This window comes from Microbacterium hydrocarbonoxydans (genome assembly GCF_023715885.1).
GTDB lineage: Bacteria > Actinomycetota > Actinomycetes > Actinomycetales > Microbacteriaceae > Microbacterium > Microbacterium hydrocarbonoxydans_C.
The window spans coordinates 300,071-316,103 of sequence record NZ_JAMBOY010000003.1; the positions used below are offsets into that span (position 1 = coordinate 300,071).

The 16,033-nt window shown below is 70.9% G+C and carries 13 protein-coding genes and 1 other RNA gene; 11 read left to right on the forward strand and 3 right to left on the reverse strand.

The window, feature by feature from the left end:
* The 4 genes from M3195_RS09800 (at position 1) to trhO (ending at position 3,140) form a co-directional block, all read left to right on the forward strand.
* The gene (locus M3195_RS09800) at positions 1–717 is read left to right on the forward strand and encodes an ATP-binding cassette domain-containing protein (RefSeq protein WP_251586993.1); all 717 of its coding nucleotides are present in this window, start codon (positions 1–3) and stop codon (positions 715–717) included.
* The gene (locus M3195_RS09805; RefSeq protein ID WP_251586995.1) at positions 714–1,442 is read left to right on the forward strand and encodes an ABC transporter permease; all 729 of its coding nucleotides are present in this window, start codon (positions 714–716) and stop codon (positions 1,440–1,442) included. Before M3195_RS09800 ends, M3195_RS09805 begins: the two co-directional genes overlap by 4 nt.
* Complete coding sequence (locus M3195_RS09810) at positions 1,439–2,173, forward strand: hypothetical protein (protein ID WP_251586997.1); 735 nt, start codon at positions 1,439–1,441, stop codon at positions 2,171–2,173. Before M3195_RS09805 ends, M3195_RS09810 begins: the two co-directional genes overlap by 4 nt.
* Before the next feature lie 76 nt (positions 2,174–2,249).
* The gene (gene trhO / locus M3195_RS09815; protein ID WP_251587000.1) at positions 2,250–3,140 is read left to right on the forward strand and encodes an oxygen-dependent tRNA uridine(34) hydroxylase TrhO; all 891 of its coding nucleotides are present in this window, start codon (positions 2,250–2,252) and stop codon (positions 3,138–3,140) included.
* Positions 3,141–3,168: 28 nt separating this feature from the next.
* Here the strand turns inward: trhO and M3195_RS09820 are convergent, their stop codons facing one another.
* The 3 genes from M3195_RS09820 to M3195_RS09830 are packed head-to-tail and all read right to left on the reverse strand — an operon-like array spanning position 3,169 to position 7,616.
* Positions 3,169–5,412: a transglutaminase family protein gene (locus M3195_RS09820; protein ID WP_251587002.1), complete on the reverse strand. Its 2,244-nt coding sequence runs from the start codon at positions 5,410–5,412 to the stop codon at positions 3,169–3,171.
* Positions 5,399–6,613: a DUF58 domain-containing protein gene (locus M3195_RS09825; protein ID WP_251587004.1), complete on the reverse strand. Its 1,215-nt coding sequence runs from the start codon at positions 6,611–6,613 to the stop codon at positions 5,399–5,401. Before M3195_RS09825 ends, M3195_RS09820 begins: the two co-directional genes overlap by 14 nt.
* A gap of 13 nt (positions 6,614–6,626) precedes the next feature.
* Entirely contained in the window at positions 6,627–7,616 is a 990-nt protein-coding gene (locus M3195_RS09830) for an AAA family ATPase (protein WP_251587006.1), read from the reverse strand.
* Positions 7,617–7,705: 89 nt separating this feature from the next.
* Here M3195_RS09830 and ffs point away from each other — a divergent pair.
* From ffs to M3195_RS09865, 7 genes are all read left to right on the forward strand, one after another.
* An RNA gene (ffs, locus tag M3195_RS09835) (signal recognition particle sRNA small type) lies at positions 7,706–7,802 on the forward strand.
* A 43-nt stretch (positions 7,803–7,845) separates the two neighbouring features.
* Positions 7,846–8,484 (forward strand): rhomboid family intramembrane serine protease, encoded by a 639-nt coding sequence (locus M3195_RS09840; protein ID WP_251587009.1) that lies wholly within the window; start codon positions 7,846–7,848, stop codon positions 8,482–8,484.
* A 101-nt stretch (positions 8,485–8,585) separates the two neighbouring features.
* A complete protein-coding gene (locus M3195_RS09845; RefSeq protein ID WP_251587011.1) occupies positions 8,586–9,161 on the forward strand; it encodes a hypothetical protein in 576 nt (191 codons plus the stop codon).
* A 50-nt stretch (positions 9,162–9,211) separates the two neighbouring features.
* Positions 9,212–11,329, forward strand: coding sequence for a phosphate acetyltransferase (gene pta, locus M3195_RS09850; protein WP_251587012.1), 2,118 nt, complete (start codon positions 9,212–9,214; stop codon positions 11,327–11,329).
* On the forward strand, positions 11,326–12,546 hold the full coding sequence (locus M3195_RS09855) for an acetate/propionate family kinase (RefSeq protein WP_251587014.1): 1,221 nt from the start codon (positions 11,326–11,328) through the stop codon (positions 12,544–12,546). The genes pta and M3195_RS09855 overlap by 4 nt, the downstream gene beginning before the upstream one ends.
* 55 nt (positions 12,547–12,601) lie before the next feature.
* Positions 12,602–13,429, forward strand: coding sequence for an HAD family hydrolase (locus M3195_RS09860; protein ID WP_374209317.1), 828 nt, complete (start codon positions 12,602–12,604; stop codon positions 13,427–13,429).
* A complete protein-coding gene (locus M3195_RS09865) occupies positions 13,426–15,930 on the forward strand; it encodes a glycoside hydrolase family 65 protein (RefSeq protein WP_251587015.1) in 2,505 nt (834 codons plus the stop codon). The genes M3195_RS09860 and M3195_RS09865 overlap by 4 nt, the downstream gene beginning before the upstream one ends.
* Positions 15,931–16,033 lie beyond the last annotated feature (103 nt).

Genomic DNA, 16,033 nt, shown 5'->3' on the forward strand with positions numbered 1-16,033 from the left:
ATGGACAAGCACGCGATCGAGGTCAGAGGACTCACGAAGAGGTTCGGTCATCGCACCGCCGTGGAGGATCTGACGTTCGTGGTTCCGCAGGGGGCCGTCGTCGGATTGCTCGGGCCGAACGGAGCGGGGAAGTCGACGACGCTGCGGGCGATCGTCGGCCTGATCGCTCCGACGAGCGGTGAGAGCGTCATCGACGGCGTGCCGTTCGCGGCGCTCGAGAATCCGGCGGCACACGTCGGCGTGCACATGGACGGGTTCGGCTTCGAGGGCGGCATCACGGCGAGACGCCACCTCGAGATCTGCCGGGTCGCGACCGGAGCGCCGCGCCGCCGGGTCGACGAGGTGCTGGACGAGGTGGGCCTCGCAGCGGACGCGCGTCGACGGGTGAAGACGTTCTCGACGGGTATGGCGCAGCGGCTCGGACTGGCCGCGGCCCTCATCGGCTCGCCGCACACGCTCATCCTCGATGAACCGGCGAACGGCCTGGATCCTGACGGCATCCGCTGGCTGCGGAGATTCCTGCGCGACTACGCCGCCCGCGGCGGGACCGTACTCGTCTCCAGCCACCAGCTGGCCGAGCTCGAGCAGATCGCGGACCAGGTCGTCGTCATCAAGCGTCGCGTCCTCTTCACCGGCCCTCTGCGCGACCTCGTCATCGACGACGGCGACTCGCTCGAGAACCGCTACTTCGACCTCGTCGAGGGAGCGTCCGCATGAGGAACGTGGTCCGGAGCGAGATCCTGCGATCGGTCAGCGGGCTCTCGGTCTCCGCCGTCTACATCGTCGCCGTCCTCATGCCCGTCTTCGTGCTGTTCTCGGACGGCACGCGATGGGAGCTCGCCGGTCTCGATGCCGGCACCGCGACCACGCGACTCCTCGAACCGCTCGCCTGGTGCGGGGTCTCCGCCGCCTTCGTCGGCGCGTACGCGGTCACGCGCGAGTGCTATTACGGCTCGCTCGGGCGCACGCTCACGAGCGTCGCACTCTCCCGGGCGTTCTGGGGGAAGATCATCGGGGGTGCCGTCGTGGGCGTCGCCATGGTGTTCGGCATCCTCGTCGTCTGGACGCTCGGCGCGAGCCTCGTCCTCGCCCGCGCCGGCCTCTCGCTGTCGTGGGAGCCGGACACGTGGCGCCTCTACGCCGGGGCGCTGCTGGGCGCCGTGCTCGGCGCACCGATCGGAGCAGCGGTCGGTTGGATCGTCCGGAACTACTACGCGGCGGCCGCGCTCCTCATCGTCATCCCGCTGGCGCTCGAGTTCACCCTGCTGCGTGTGGCGCCGGAGGTGGCGCGGTTCTCTCCGGGGTTGGCTCTGGCCGCCCTGGGAGTACCCGGTCACCAGGACCGGATGCTCGAGTTCGTCCCCGCGCTGGCAGTGGGGCTGACGTGGCTCACCGGCCTGACCGCTGCAGCGTGGCTCGTTTCTGCGAGGCGGCGTCCATGATCGGGCGAGCCTTCCGGATGCAAGCGCGCAGCCTCCTCCACGACGCCGTGCTGCTGTGGATGCTGGTGGCGGCGTTCGCGATGTCGGTGCTGGTGGCCGCCGGCGCGCCGCCCGAAGTCGCTGAGGCGCCGCCGAGCAGCAGGGCAGCGATCCTCGCACCGGTCGGCGTCGTCGTCGCGGTGTACGGGGCGGTCCTCGCGGCGGTGTACGGGTCTTTCCGATACACGGTCGACCGTCGAGACGGCGTCCTCGCCCAGCGTCTGATGCTGCAGCGGCGCCCGACCGTTCTGCTCACCAGGGTGCCTTCCGCCGCGGTCGGCGGCGCGTTCGTCTCCCTGGCCGCCGTGGTCGGCGCGCACGCTGCGTTCGGCGTCGCCCTCGGCGGCCTCCCGATCGACGGGTCGGCCGTCGGGCGCACGCTTCTGCTCGGTGCCGTCGCCGGCGTCTACGGGCTCGGTGTCGGGCTCGTGGTGCAGTCCCATCTCGTCGCGCTCTTCATCGCCCCGATGTCTCTCGCCGCGGGACTTCTCGTCGTGGCGGTCTGGCCGGCGATGGCCGCCCACCTGCCGCTCCTCACCCTCCTCGAGGCGCTCGACTTCGATGTCAGTGCCGCGGGACTCGCGGCATCCGACCGGCTGGATCGCCCCGTCGCCATCCTCGTCTCCACGGGCTGGATGCTGTTCGGTCTGCTCGGCGGGGGCGCCCTCTTCCTGCTCCGCGATCTGCCGTGATCCCCGCCCGGCGGTGCCGGGGGCGCGGCCGGCAGGCGCGAGGAGGGCGGCACGGCACCCGACGTAAGATCGCTGAGTGGCAACCCCCAAGATCGTGCTCTTCTACGTGTTCACCCCGCTCGCCGACCCCGAGGCGATCCGGGTGTGGCAGCGCGATCTCGGCGAGGCCCTGGGCCTGCGAGGTCGGCTGATCATCTCGAAGGACGGCATCAACGGCACGCTCGGGGGCGATCTGCCCGCGGTGAAGCGCTGGGCGCGCTCGTTCCGGTCGTACGCGCCGTTCCGCGATGTCGACCTCAAGTGGAGCGAGGGCACCGGCGTCGACGCCGAGGGCCGCAGCCTCGACTTCCCGAAGCTCAGCGTCAAGGTGCGCGACGAGATCGTCTCGTTCGGCGCCCCGGAAGAGCTGCGCGTCGACGAGCACGGCGTCGTCGGGGGCGGCGCGCGTCTGAGTCCCGAGGCGCTCCACGAGCTGGTCGGCGAGCGCGGCGACGATGTCGTGTTCTTCGACGGCCGTAACGCGCTCGAGGCGCAGATCGGCCGGTTCCGCGGCGCGGTCGTGCCCGATGTCGACACGACCCGCGACTTCGTGCGGTTGCTCGACTCCGGCGCCTACGACGACCTCAAGGGCAAGCCGATCGTCACCTACTGCACCGGCGGGATCCGCTGCGAGGTGCTGTCGAGTCTGATGGCGTCTCGGGGTTTCGGCGAGGTGTATCAGCTCGAAGGCGGCATCGTCCGCTACGGCGAGAAGTACGGTGACGACGGTCTCTGGGACGGCTCGCTCTACGTCTTCGACAAGCGCGGATCGGTCGACTTCTCCGATCACGCGGCCGTCATCGGCGTGTGCGAGGGATGCGGTGCCGCGACCAAGCGCACGGCGAACTGCCCCGACCCCTCCTGCCGCATCCAGCTCGTGGTCTGCGAGGCGTGCGACGCGGTCCGCTGCCGCGCGCACGCCGGCTGACTGTCGACACTCGCCGCGAGACGACGGATCAGGCGAGCAGGGGAGCGTCCGCCACGCGCGTCGCGAAGAGCGATCGGGGAAGAAGGAACGCCTGCATCCTCGCCGGTCGCGAGACGCTGCGACGCAGATCCACGAGAACCCGACCGAGCGCGTCGCCGACGGCAGCCGTCTTCTCCGCCGACGGGCGCGCATAGCTCGCTCGCTCGACCGCATCCGTCAGGACACGGACATCCGCGGCATCGACCCGCCCATCGCGCACGAGGTCCGCGGCGCGCATACGCGGTGTCTCAGCGTCCGACACCGCTATTCCGAGGTCGAGCATGGTCGCCCTGAGCTCGCCCCACGCCGCCCCGGCATCGCCGCGCCGCGCGCGGGCGCGTCGCGACGTCCGGACGGAAAGACGCGCGAGTGCCGGGAGCAGCAGGAGGATCAGCACCCCGAGCGTGCCGAGCAGGACGGGCGTCGGGTCGAGACGAGTCAGCTGACCGGTGGCTCCGGCGTTGTCTCCGTCGTCGGGACGCTCGACCTCGGGTCCGGTGGTCTGCGGCGCCTCCGGCGCAGCCGACGGGGCGTTCGGCGTCGTAACGGTGCTGCCTCCGCCCGATGTGGACCCGGCGGCGAACGCCGTGGGGATGCCGAGCGACGCCGTCGGCTCGAAGGGCACCCACCCGATCCCGGGGAACAGCACCTCCGGCCAGGAGTGCAACTGGTCGCTCGACACGGAGTAGACGGCATCCTCGCCGCGCTGTGTCGTGGTGAGGGCGCCGGGCAGGTAGCCGACGACGATGCGCACCTCCATGTCGAGGCTCTCGGCCATGAGCGCGAAGGCGCCGGCGAAATGGATGCAGTAGCCCGACTTCACGTCGAGGAACTGCGCGACCGCGTCAGCGCCCGTCCCGTCGAAGCCCTCTTCGACCGGCGTCTCCAGGGAGTACGAGAACTCGCTGCGGAACCAGGACTGCAGGGCGATGAGGCGGTCGTAGTCGTTCGTGGCGTCGCCGGTGACCTCGTCGGCGGTCTCGCCGATCACGGCCGGCAGCTCGACGGCATCCTCGTCGGGTTCGACGGCGAGAGGGGCGGCCGGCGTGGCTCTGATCTGCTCGAGGGTGGGGTCGACCTCGAGCGAGCGGACCGTGTAGTCGTTTCCCACCGCGTCGGCGCTGCGCGAGGCCACGGTGCGGTTCTCCTGACTCACCCGCCACGACGATGGCACGCCCTGCAGCTCGGTCGCCGGGTACGGCACGGGCAGCCACGAGCTCGACACGCGGAGGACCCGGATCGACGTGCTCTGCTCCTCCACCGCGATCTCCGGGCTCCAGTCCTCCGGTCCGAACCCCTCGTCCTGGGGTGCGAAGCCGCCGCGGTCCGGCTCCCAGACGCGGCCGTCGAAGTGCGACAGCGTCGTCAGGCGCAGATACGGAGCGGTGTCGGCCGTCGTCGCGAGCGTGAGCACCTCGACCGGGTTCGGCTGGCGCAGGTCGTCGCCGAGGCGCAGCGAGGCGTCCACCGAGACGCCGGTGCCCGTCCCGGCCAGTGCTGTCGACACGGGCAGCACCGGGGCCACGACCACCGTGGTGGCGAGGGCCGCGATGCCGACGCCCGCGGCGACGGCGGTCGACGTGCGACGCGGCGACTCCGGGTGCTGGGCAGCCGTGGAGCGCAGCAGCAGGAGGAGGAGGATGCCGAGCATCACGAACCACACCACGTCCGCGCCGCTGACGGTGACGATCGTGGGCATGGCCCCCACCGCCGCGGTCAGGAGGAAAGCGATGATCGCGCCGCGCTGGGCGACGAGCTGATCGAGCAGGATCGCGACGACGGCGAATCCGAGACCCATCACGGCCTGCAAGCCGGGCGAGGGATCGAGGGGGGCGGCGCCGAAGACGATCTCCTCGCCCGCCGCCGCCACGAGGGTCTGGAACGTGAGGATCGTCGCGTCCGTGGGCACGAGCCCGAACACCGCGGTGTCTCCCGCAACGAGCTGTGTGAGGGTCCCCGCCGCCACGACGAGCTGCGCGGTGAGGGTGACGAGGTCGCGCACCCACGCGGGTCGTCGCTTCAGGAGCGTGCGTGCGATGACCCCGGTGAGGGCGGTCAGGACGATGACGACGAGCACGGTGGCAGACCAGGCGCCCGGCCGGATGACGGACGTGAACGGCCACATCGCCACGAGGGCGGCGGCGCCGGACAGCGCCGCCGACGCCCAGGCGCTCCGCGGGAGCTCCCTGTCGCGGTGCCAGGCGGGAGCTGGACGACGCTCAGTGCGTGACATCGGTCGACCTCTCCGGCTCCACCGGTGCCGAGCTGACACGGTCGGGCAGCGCGTCGTCCCAGGCGCCGGCGATGTCGTCTCCCAGCGTGGCGACGCGCCATCCGTGCCGGGTGGCCGCTGCGGCAGCTCCGGCGAGTGGGCCGGTGGCGAAGAGCATGGGCGCGGCGGCGCCGGCAGGGCGGAGCAGCGCGGCATCCTCCTCATCGATCTCGCCGGTGATGTACACGAGCGGTCCGGGCGGAGTGCCGCCCACCAGCGCAGCGAGGTCGCGCGCATCGCCGCGCGGAGTCACCAGAGCCAGTGCGACAAGCAGGCCGTCGCGGTCGTCCTCGTGTCCGCGCAGCGTGCCGAGCAGCGCCCCGGCGCTGTCGATCACGTCGACGCCGTATCCCTCCTGCATGAGGTGCACCGCGGCGGAGGCGCACAGCGACACCGCGGCCTCGAACGCCGCGTCGGCCTCATCCTCGGTCCTCCGCCAGCGCCCAGCGCTTCGGTCGAGCACGACCAGCGCGTCCGGGCTCGACTCCTCCTCCTCCTGCCGCACCATGAGCTGACCGCGGTGCGCGGTCGCCCGCCAGTGGATCCGCCGCATGGAGTCCCCGGGGATGTACCCCCGCGGCGAGAGGTTGTCGCTGCCCTGGCCGAGTCTGCTCGACGAGGTCTGGGCCGTGCCGCCCGCTGCGCCGACCTTCACGGTGAGCGGGGACAGGGTGAACACCTCGGGCACCACGGTGACGGTGCGGGTCTCCCCGAACGCCTGCTCGCGCTGGGCGAGTCCGAACGGGTCGACCGTGCGCAGCATCAGGGGTCCGATCGGCCATACCCCGCGGCGCACGCCGGTGAGGAGATAGGTGAGCTGACCGGTCTCGGGCGGGTACTCTCCGGCGGCGTCACCCGATACCGCGTCGGGGAGGACGTCACGCCACAGTCCCCGGGGCACGCGCAGCGCGCGCAGAGCGAACCGCAGGGTCACGCGCGACGTCTCCGACACGGTGATCAGGTCGGTCGACACCTGCCTGGTGACCGAGCCCGAACGGCGGGGCGCCCGCACGGCGATCAGCGCGAAGACGGTCAGCGCGAGCAGCAGCAGTCCGATGTAGAGAAGGATCGCTGCGCCGACGAGATTGGCGGCCACGATGCAGCCGATGCCGGCGAGGAGCGCACCGGTTCCCCGCATCGTCAGCATCCGGCGGCGAGGCATGACGGGATCCGGATCAGGAGCGGACGGCCACGGGCACGCGCACGCGTTCGGCGATCTGACGCAGGGCCGCTTCGACGGGCTGGGCTCCGGCGCGGTGCGCGCCGCGTGCGGGGAGCAGACGATGCGCGAGCACGGGGATCAGCAGCGCCGTCACGTCGTCGGGGATCACGAAGTCGCGGCCATCGAGCGCGGCCCACACCTTCGCCGCCCTGATGAGCTGCAGCGTCGCACGCGGGCTCGCCCCGAGGTGCAGGCTGGGGTCGACCCGGGTGGCCTGGGCCAGGGCGACCGTGTACTCCTCGACGGCCGGAGCCACGTGCACGGAGCGCGCCCACGCGATGAGCGTCGTGATCGACGCCGCGTCGGCGACGGCGGTCACGGATGCGAGCGGATTGACCGTGTCGCGCTGCCGCAGCATCTCGACCTCGGCCGCGGGATCCGGGTAGCCCATCGAGATGCGCATCATGAAGCGATCGCGCTGAGCCTCGGGGAGCGCATACGTGCCCTCCATCTCGAGCGGATTCTGGGTCGCGACGACGAGGAACGGATCGGGGAGCAGGTGTGTGGATCCGTCGACCGTGACCTGGCCCTCCTCCATCGCCTCCAGCAGGGCCGACTGGGTCTTCGGGGAGGAGCGGTTGATCTCGTCGGCGATCACGATGTTCGCGAACACCGCTCCGCGCTTGAACTCGAACTCGCGATCGACCGGGTTGTAGACGCTCACCCCGGTGACGTCGCCCGGCAGCAGATCGGGGGTGAACTGGATGCGCCGCACGGTGGCGTCGACGCTCGCGGCCAGCGCCCTGGCGAGCATGGTCTTGCCGACCCCCGGCACGTCCTCGATCAGCAGGTGCCCCTCGGCGAGGAGGCAGACGAGTGCGCTGCGCACGGCATCCGGCTTTCCGTCGATCACCCGACCGATCGAGCCGACGATGGCGGAGGTCTGCGCGGCGAAGTCCTGGGCGTCGATGATCGGCGTCCTCGGGGGCGGGGTGTCTGGCATGCGTTCCCTCTCGCGTGGGCGCTGCGGTGCGCGTGAACCGATCGTAACCCGCGCGGCTGGGGACCGGCTCCGCATCGGCTAGACTGGGTGACGGCTCTCCGCGTGGCGGCATCCAGGCCAATTCCCCCAGGGCGGAAACGCAGCAAGGGTAACCGGGCTCTGCTGGGTGCGCGGAGGGTCACTTTCTTTTTGTCAGCGTCCTCCTGGTCAGCCCTGTCAGGATCGAGACGTGACGAGGCCAGATGTGACCAGCACCGCCGATTCCCCGCGCCGCAGCGCGCTCGGTCGCTTCGCCTCGCCGATCCTCCTCCTCGCCGCCATGTGGATCGTGCAGTTCGCGGATGCCGTCCTACCGGGGTCCTTCACCGGTTTCGGCCTGCGTTCGTGGGACCCGACCGGCCTCGGCGGCGTCTTCGTCGGCCCGCTGCTGCACGCGAACTGGGCGCACCTCATCGCGAACTCGGTGCCGTTCCTCGTGCTCGGCTGCCTCGTCGCCGTCGAGGGCGCCCGCAGGTTCTGGGCTGTCACGGCTTTCGCGGCGGTCATCGGGGGAGCGGGGACCTGGCTGCTGAACGCACCGGGGACGCTGACCGTGGGTGCCTCCGGGCTCGTGTTCGGCTACTTCGGTTACACCGTGCTGCGCGTCTTCGCACCGGGGCGGGTGTCGCACCGCATCCTCTACGCGATCATCGCGATCGTCGTGATCGCGCTCTACGGCGGTTCGATGCTCGCCGGCGTCGTCGGCGTCCGGGAGGGGATCTCCTGGCAGGCCCACCTGTTCGGCGCCATCGGCGGAGGGCTTGCGGCCTTCGTGGGACGCGGAGCGAGCAGCAGACGCGGAGCGCGCGTCGGACGCGGGCGGCCATGACGTCGACAGCGCGTCGCACGCGAGCACGCCGGGCAGCGCCGCAGCGCCGGCGCCCTCGTGCACGCCGACGGCTCACCCCGCGTCGCCGCGCGCAGCGCAGGATGCAGCGCAGGCGCCTCCTCCGGCGCATCGCCCTGTCGGCGGGGGGGGTCGCGGTGGTCGCTCTCGCCGCGATCCTCATCCCGCTCGGACTCGCGCACGAGAAGCCCGTCGCTGTCTGCCTCGGCGATCCGAGCACCTACCCGGCGGCGGGCATCGCCGGGTGGGAGGGCGAGCAGCTGGAGAACGCCGCGACCATCATGCAGACGGCCACCGCACTCGGCTTCGGTCGCGAGGGTCAGATCCTCGGCGTGATGACGGCGATGGGCGAGAGCAGCCTGCGCAACATCGACTACGGCGACTGGGAGACCAGCGGGTTCACGAACCCCGACGGCAGCAGGACCACGAGCATCGGGCTCTTCCAGCAGCAGGACTGGTGGGGCACGGTCGAGCAGCGCATGGACCCCGCGACCGCGGCGACGCTCTTCTATCAGCGTCTCTCCCGCGTACCGGACTGGCAGTCGATGGATCGCTCGCTCGCCATCCACCGCGTGCAGATCAACCTCGACCCGACGTACTACACGCGGTACACCGAGGATGCCGTCGCGGTCGTGGACGCCCTGTCTCAGCCCTGCTGATCTGCGTCGCATCCAGGCTGCGGAAGGGGAGGTGCGCCTAGGCTGGTGCCGTGGCGCAGAGCATCTACATCACCTCGGCCGAAGGCCATACCGGGAAGTCCACGATCGCCCTCGGCGTGCTCGACGCGCTCATGCGCGTCACGCCGCGCGTCGGTGTCTTCCGACCCATCGCACGCTCGGTCGCCGAGCGTGACGACGTGCTCGAGCTGCTGCTCGCCCACGACGGCGTGCAGCTCGACTATGACGACTGCATCGGCGTGACGTACGACGACGTCCGCGACGACCCCGACCGTGCGTTGTCGACCATCGTCGCCCGCTTCAAGGCCGTCGAGGCGCAGTGCGACGCCGTCGTGATCATCGGCAGCGACTACACCGACGTCGCCAGCCCCGCCGAGCTCGGCTACAACGCGCGGATCGCCGCGAACCTCGCGGCACCGGTGCTGCTCGTCCTCAGCGGTCGCGACCAGCAGCGTCAGGCCGAGCAGCTGGGCACGACCACGGCCCGCACGCCCGAGGCCGTCGGACAGATCGGCGCCCTCGCTCTGTCGGAGCTGGAGGTCGAGCGCGCCGAGCTGTTCGCGATCGTCGTCAACCGCGCCGAGCCCGACCGCCTCGGCGACGTCGAGCAGGCGGTCGCCGCACTCCGTCCCGCGCGGACCACTCCGGTGTGGGCGCTCCCCGAGGACCGCACCCTGGTCGCGCCGTCGATCCGCGGCATCCTCTCCGCCGTCGACGGACGACTCATCAAGGGAGACCCCGACCGTCTCGGCCGCGAAGCCCTCACGATCGTCGTCGCAGGCATGTCGATGGTGAACGTCCTGCCGCGGCTCACCGAGGAGGCCGTGGTCGTCATCCCCGCCGACCGCACCGAGGTGCTGCTGGCGACCCTGCTCGCCGACGCGTCCGGCACCTTCCCGCGCGTGGCCGGCATCATCCTCAACGGTCCGTTCCCGCTGCCCGATCCGATCGTGCAGCTGCTCGACGGGTTCACGTCGACCGTGCCGATCATCGCCACCGATCTCGGCACCTACGACACCGCGGTGCGGGTGATGGGCGCCCGCGGGCGCATCTCGCCCGACTCGCGCGGGCGGTATGACCGGGCCCTCGGCCTGTTCCAGACCCACGTCGATGTCGCCGAGCTCACCACGCAGCTCGGCCTGGCGGAGTCCAAGGTCGTCACACCGCTGATGTTCGAGTACGGGCTGATCGAACGGGCCAGGGCCGATCGTCGCCGCATCGTGCTGCCGGAGGGCGACGACGACCGCATCCTGCGCGCGGCCGCGACCCTGCTCGCGCGAGAGGTGGCCGACCTCACGATCCTCGGCGACGAGGCGACCGTCCGGGCGCGCGCGATCGAGCTCGGCGTCGACATCGAAGAGGCGCAGGTGCTCAGCCCCACCGACCCCGAGCTGGTCGAGCGCTTCGCCGAGGAGTACGCCAGACTGCGCGCCCACAAGGGCATCACGCTCGCGCAGGCAGCGGACACCGTGACCGACGTGTCGTACTTCGGCACGATGATGGTGCACCTCGGTCTCGCCGACGGCATGGTCTCGGGAGCCGCGCACACGACCGCGCACACCATCCGCCCCTCGTTCGAGATCATCAAGACCAAGCCCGGCGTGCAGGTCGTCTCGAGCGTCTTCCTCATGGCGCTCGCCGACCGGGTGCTCGTCTACGGAGACTGTGCCGTCATCCCGGATCCGACCAGCGAGCAGCTCGCCGACATCGCGATCTCCTCAGCCGCCACGGCCCGTCAGTTCGGCATCGATCCGCGCATCGCGATGCTGTCGTACTCGACGGGGGAGTCGGGATCGGGCGCCGACGTCGACAAGGTGCGCCAGGCCACGGCGCTCGTGCACGAGCGGGCGCCGGAGCTGCTCGTCGAAGGTCCGATCCAGTACGACGCGGCGGCTGACGCCGCGGTCGCGAAGGCCAAGCTGCCCGACTCGGCGGTCGCCGGGCGGGCGACCGTGTTCGTGTTCCCCGATCTCAACACGGGCAACAACACCTACAAGGCGGTGCAGCGGTCGGCCGGCGCCGTCGCGATCGGTCCGGTACTGCAGGGACTCAACAAGCCGATCAACGACCTGTCGCGGGGCGCTCTCGTCGACGACATCGTGAACACCGTCGCGATCACCGCGATCCAGGCGCAGGGGGCGGACGCGTGACCACAATCCTCGTCATCAACAGCGGCTCCTCCTCACTGAAGTACTCCCTCATCGACATCGAGGACGAGCGGGAGCTCGCGACCGGTCTCATCGAGCGCATCGGCCAGGACGTCAGCGCGGTCTCGCACACCGTTCGGCCGGATGCCGGGGACGAGGCCGTCGTGACGATGCTCGACGCGACGTACCGGAGCGAGGACGCCGTGTCCGACCACGACCAGGCGTTCGCCGTGATGCTCGAGCAGTTCGCCGATCATGGACCCTCGCTCGACGAGCACCGTCCGGCCGCGGTCGGACACCGGGTCGTGCACGGCGGAGCCCGCTTCTACGCGCCGACACTGGTCACGCCGAGCGTCGAGGAGCAGATCGACGAGCTCGCTGTGCTCGCCCCGCTGCACAACCCGGCCAACCTCGCCGGCATCCGCGCCGCCAAGGCCGTGTTCGCCGATGTGCCGCACGTCGCGGTGTTCGACACCGCATTCCACCAGACCCTGCCGCCCGCCGCGTACACCTACGCGATCGACGCAGAGTTGGCGGCCGAGCACCGCGTGCGCCGCTACGGGTTCCACGGCACCAGCCACCAGTACGTGAGCGAGGCCGCTGCCGCGTTCCTCGGTCGCGACCTGGGCTCGCTGCGGCAGCTGGTGTTCCACCTCGGCAACGGCGCATCCGTCACCGCGATCGACGGCGGGCGCTCGGTCGAGACATCGATGGGTCTCACGCCGCTGGAGGGGCTCGTGATGGGCACCCGCTCCGGCGACCTCGACCCCGCGGCTCTCATGCACCTCTCGCGCCGCGCCGGTTACTCGATCGACGACCTCGACGCGCTGCTGAACAGCCGCAGCGGTCTCAAGGGACTCGCCGGACGCAGCGACATGCGCGACATCCTCGCCGGGCGCGAGGAGGGGGATGCCGCTGCCTCGCTCGCGTTCGACGTCTACATCCACCGCCTGCGCGGGTATGCCGGCGCATACAGCGCGCAGCTCGGCGGTGTCGATGTGATCTCGTTCACCGCCGGGGTGGGCGAGAACGCCCCGGCGGTGCGCGCCGAGGCCATGGCGACGCTGGGATTCGCAGGTATCGAGATCGATCACGGCCGCAATGTCGAACGCCGCGCGGGCATCAGGCGAATCTCGACGGATGCCTCGACGGTCACCGTGCTCGTCGTCCCGACCGACGAGGAGCTCGAGATCGCGAGACAGACCTCGCGGATGCTGTGACACGACACCCCATCCGGGGGTGACCGGCGGCCCCGTGCGGCACTACGCTTGCACAGTGGCACGGAGAGGTGCCGGAACCCTCGTCCTTCTCCTGGAGGCTCCTGTGCCCGAAGCACTGCCCGATCTGCTCCGCGCCGACGGCGTCCTGTTCGACCTCGACGGCGTCCTCACCCCGACCGCCGAGGTGCACATGCGCGCCTGGAAGCTCGTGTTCGACGAGGTGTTCGAACGCTGGGGTCTCACACCCCCGTACAGCGACGCGGACTACTTCGACTACGTCGACGGCAAGAAGCGCTACGACGGCGTCGCGAGCCTGCTGCACAGCCGCAACGTCGAGGTCCCGTGGGGCGCCGTCGACGATCCGCCCGAGGCCGAGACGATCTGCGGCATCGGCAACCGCAAGAACGCCGCGTTCGCGGCGTCCCTGCGGGCTGAGGGCATCGCCCCCTTCGCCGGTTCGCTCGCCCTGGTCGAGAAGCTCACGGCCGCCGGCATCCCGATCGGCGTCGTCTCCAGCTCGAAGAACGCCGAAGAGGTGCTCGGCGCAGCCGGCATCCGCTCGTACTTCCGTGTCGTCGTCGACGGGGTCGTCGCCGAGCGCGACGGCCTCGCGTCGAAGCCCGCGGCCGACATGTTCCGCGCCGGGGCTGAAGCGCTGGGCGTCGACCCGGCGACGAGCGTCGCCGTCGAGGATGCCACCTCCGGTGCGGCCTCCGCGTCGGCCGCCGGGTTCGGCACCGTCGTGGGCGTCGATCGCGGCACCGGGGCCGATGCGCTGCGCGCTGCCGGCGCCACCGTGGTCGTCACCGATCTCGACGCCTTCCTGACAGACTCCGCACCCGCCGAGGCACCCCGCCGCTCCGACTCCGAGGAGACCGCATGATCGACCGCGACCGCTTCCCCGTCGACCCCTGGCGTCTCATCGAGACCCGTTACTCCGAAGGCGGGGTGGGTGAGACGCTGTTCAGCGTCGGCAACGGGTACCTCGGCCTGCGGGGCAACCACATCGAAGGGCGCGGCGCCCACGAGCACGGCACCTTCGTGAACGGTCTGCACGAGACCTGGCCGATCCGCCACGCCGAGCAGGCGTACGGGTTCGCCGAGGTCGGGCAGACCATCGTCAACGCGCCGGACGCCAAGGTGATGCGCGTCTACGTCGACGACGAGCCGATCTCGTTCGACGTCGCGGACGTGCGCGAGTACCGCCGCACGCTCGACATGCGCACGGGTGTCCTCGAGCGGGTCCTGCTCTGGGAGACCCCGTCGGGCAAGCGCGTGCGCATGCGCGACGAGCGACTGGTGAGCTTCGAGGAGCGCCACCTCGCGATCCTGCGTCTCGAGGTCGTCGTCGAGAACTCCGACGCGCCCGTGACGATCAGCTGCCAGCTGCTGAACCGTCAGGACGGCGCGGGCGTCTACGCGGGCACCCCCGTCGAGGCGAAGAAGGGCTTCGACCCGCGCAAGGCCGAGAAGATCACCGAGCGGGTCCTGGAGCCCGCCGAGCACTGGCAGGACGGCCTGCGCTCCGCGCTGTCGTACTCCGTGGCGGCATCGGGGATGACCGTCGCGGTCGTCGCCGACCACATCGTGGAGACCGAGAACGAGTACACTTCACGGACTCTGATCGACCCCGACATCGCCAAGAACGTCTTCCGAGTGCAGGCGAGGGCGGGTGTGCCGATCACGATCACGAAGCTCGTCAGCTATCACTCCTCGCGCGGTGTGCCGCCGCGGGAGCTGGTCGACCGGTGCCGCCGCTCCCTCGATCGGGTGATGGCCGAGGGCGTCGACTCGCGGTTCACCCGACAGGCCGAGTGGCTCGCGGCGTTCTGGGACCGCAGCGATGTGCAGATCGGCGGACGCGACGACATCCAGCAGGCGACCCGCTGGTGCCTGTTCCAGCTCGCGCAGGCCTCCGCGCGCGCGGACGGCAGCGGTGTGCCGGCGAAGGGCCTCACCGGCTCGGGATACAGCGGGCACTACTTCTGGGACACCGAGATCTACGTGCTGCCGTTCCTCACCTACACGTCTCCGCAGTGGGCTCGGAACGCGCTGCGCGCCCGTGTGCACATGCTCCCGGCTGCCCGTCGACGCGCGGCGCAGCTGAACGAGGCAGGGGCGCTGTTCCCGTGGCGCACGATCAACGGCGAGGAGGCCTCGGCCTACTATGCGGCGGGCACCGCGCAGTACCACATCAACGCCGATGTGAGCTTCGCCCTGGGCAAGTACGTGCGCGCGACGGGTGACGAGGACTTCCTGCGCCGCGAGGGCATCGACGTCGCCATCGAGACGGCACGGCTCTGGGCGACGCTCGGCTTCTGGCGCACCTCGCAGGCGGTTCCCGGCTCCGACGGGGAGGACGGGGTCGAGACGTTCCACATCCACGGCGTCACCGGGCCCGACGAGTACACCACCGTCGTGAACGACAACCTCTACACGAACGTCATGGCGCGCTACAACCTGCGCTACGCGGCGCGCGTCGTGCGTGAGGCGCAGGAGGCGAACGGCGAGGAGTTCGCGAGGGTCGTCGAGCGGACGGGCCTGGGCGAGGGCGAGGCGGATGCCTGGGAGCGCGCGGCCGACGCCATGTTCATCCCGTACAGCGAGGCCCTCGGCATCCACCCGCAGGACTCCCTGTTCCTCGAGCGCGAGGTCTGGGATCTCGCGCACACGCCGTCGGACCAGCGGCCGCTCCTGCTGCACTTCCACCCCCTCGTGATCTACCGGTTCCAGGTGCTGAAGCAGGCCGACGTGGTGCTCGCGCTGTTCCTGCAGGGAAACCACTTCACGCCAGAGGAGAAGAAGGCCGACTTCGACTACTACGACCCGCTGACCACGGGCGACTCGACGCTGTCGGCGGTCGTGCAGTCGATCCTCGCGGCCGAGGTGGGGTACCAGGACCTCGCGCTGCGCTACTTCGAGCAGTCGCTGTTCGTCGACCTGCACGATCTGCACCACAACGCGTCCGACGGCGTGCACGTGGCATCCGCCGGTGGCGTGTGGACGGCACTCGTGAGCGGATTCGGCGGCATGCGCGACTGGGCGGGCGAGCTGAGCTTCGATCCGCGGTTGCCGGCGGACTGGACGTCGCTGTCGTACCCGCTGCAGTGGCAGGGGTCGGCACTTCAGATCACGCTGACCGCTGACGAGCTGCGGGTGCACGTGCGCGTCGGGGAGCCCGTGCCGTTCACGGTGCGCGGCGAGGCGTACATCGCGTCGGTGGGGGAGGACGTCGTGGTGCCCCTCGCCGATCAGGGCCCGGTGATCCCGGGGCGTCCGACGCTCCGCCAGTTCGCGAACGCGGTGCGGGAGGACGGCACGCTGCTCTCCGCGTCGGTTCCGGTCATCACCACCGCGATCCCGGTGATCGGCGGCGACGACTGAGTATCCTCGCGACGTCCGCACGAGCCACCCCTTTCGTCCCGAGCCACCCCGCTGTCTCCGCTGTGCGACGGGGTGGCTCGTGCGGGAAGGGGTGGTTCGGCGA

What these genes read in the sequence shown, in the direction of transcription:
- M3195_RS09800 (WP_251586993.1), top strand. Translation starts at nt 1, where the DNA reads ATGGACAAGCACGCGATCGAGGTCAGAGGACTCACGAAGAGGTTCGGT.
- M3195_RS09830 (WP_251587006.1), bottom strand. Translation starts at nt 7,616, where the DNA reads ATGCCAGACACCCCGCCCCCGAGGACGCCGATCATCGACGCCCAGGAC.
- M3195_RS09820 (WP_251587002.1), bottom strand. Translation starts at nt 5,412, where the DNA reads ATGTCACGCACTGAGCGTCGTCCAGCTCCCGCCTGGCACCGCGACAGG.
- M3195_RS09845 (WP_251587011.1), top strand. Translation starts at nt 8,586, where the DNA reads ATGCAGCGCAGGCGCCTCCTCCGGCGCATCGCCCTGTCGGCGGGGGGG.
- M3195_RS09810 (WP_251586997.1), top strand. Translation starts at nt 1,439, where the DNA reads ATGATCGGGCGAGCCTTCCGGATGCAAGCGCGCAGCCTCCTCCACGAC.
- M3195_RS09805 (WP_251586995.1), top strand. Translation starts at nt 714, where the DNA reads ATGAGGAACGTGGTCCGGAGCGAGATCCTGCGATCGGTCAGCGGGCTC.
- M3195_RS09825 (WP_251587004.1), bottom strand. Translation starts at nt 6,613, where the DNA reads ATGCCTCGCCGCCGGATGCTGACGATGCGGGGAACCGGTGCGCTCCTC.
- M3195_RS09865 (WP_251587015.1), top strand. Translation starts at nt 13,426, where the DNA reads ATGATCGACCGCGACCGCTTCCCCGTCGACCCCTGGCGTCTCATCGAG.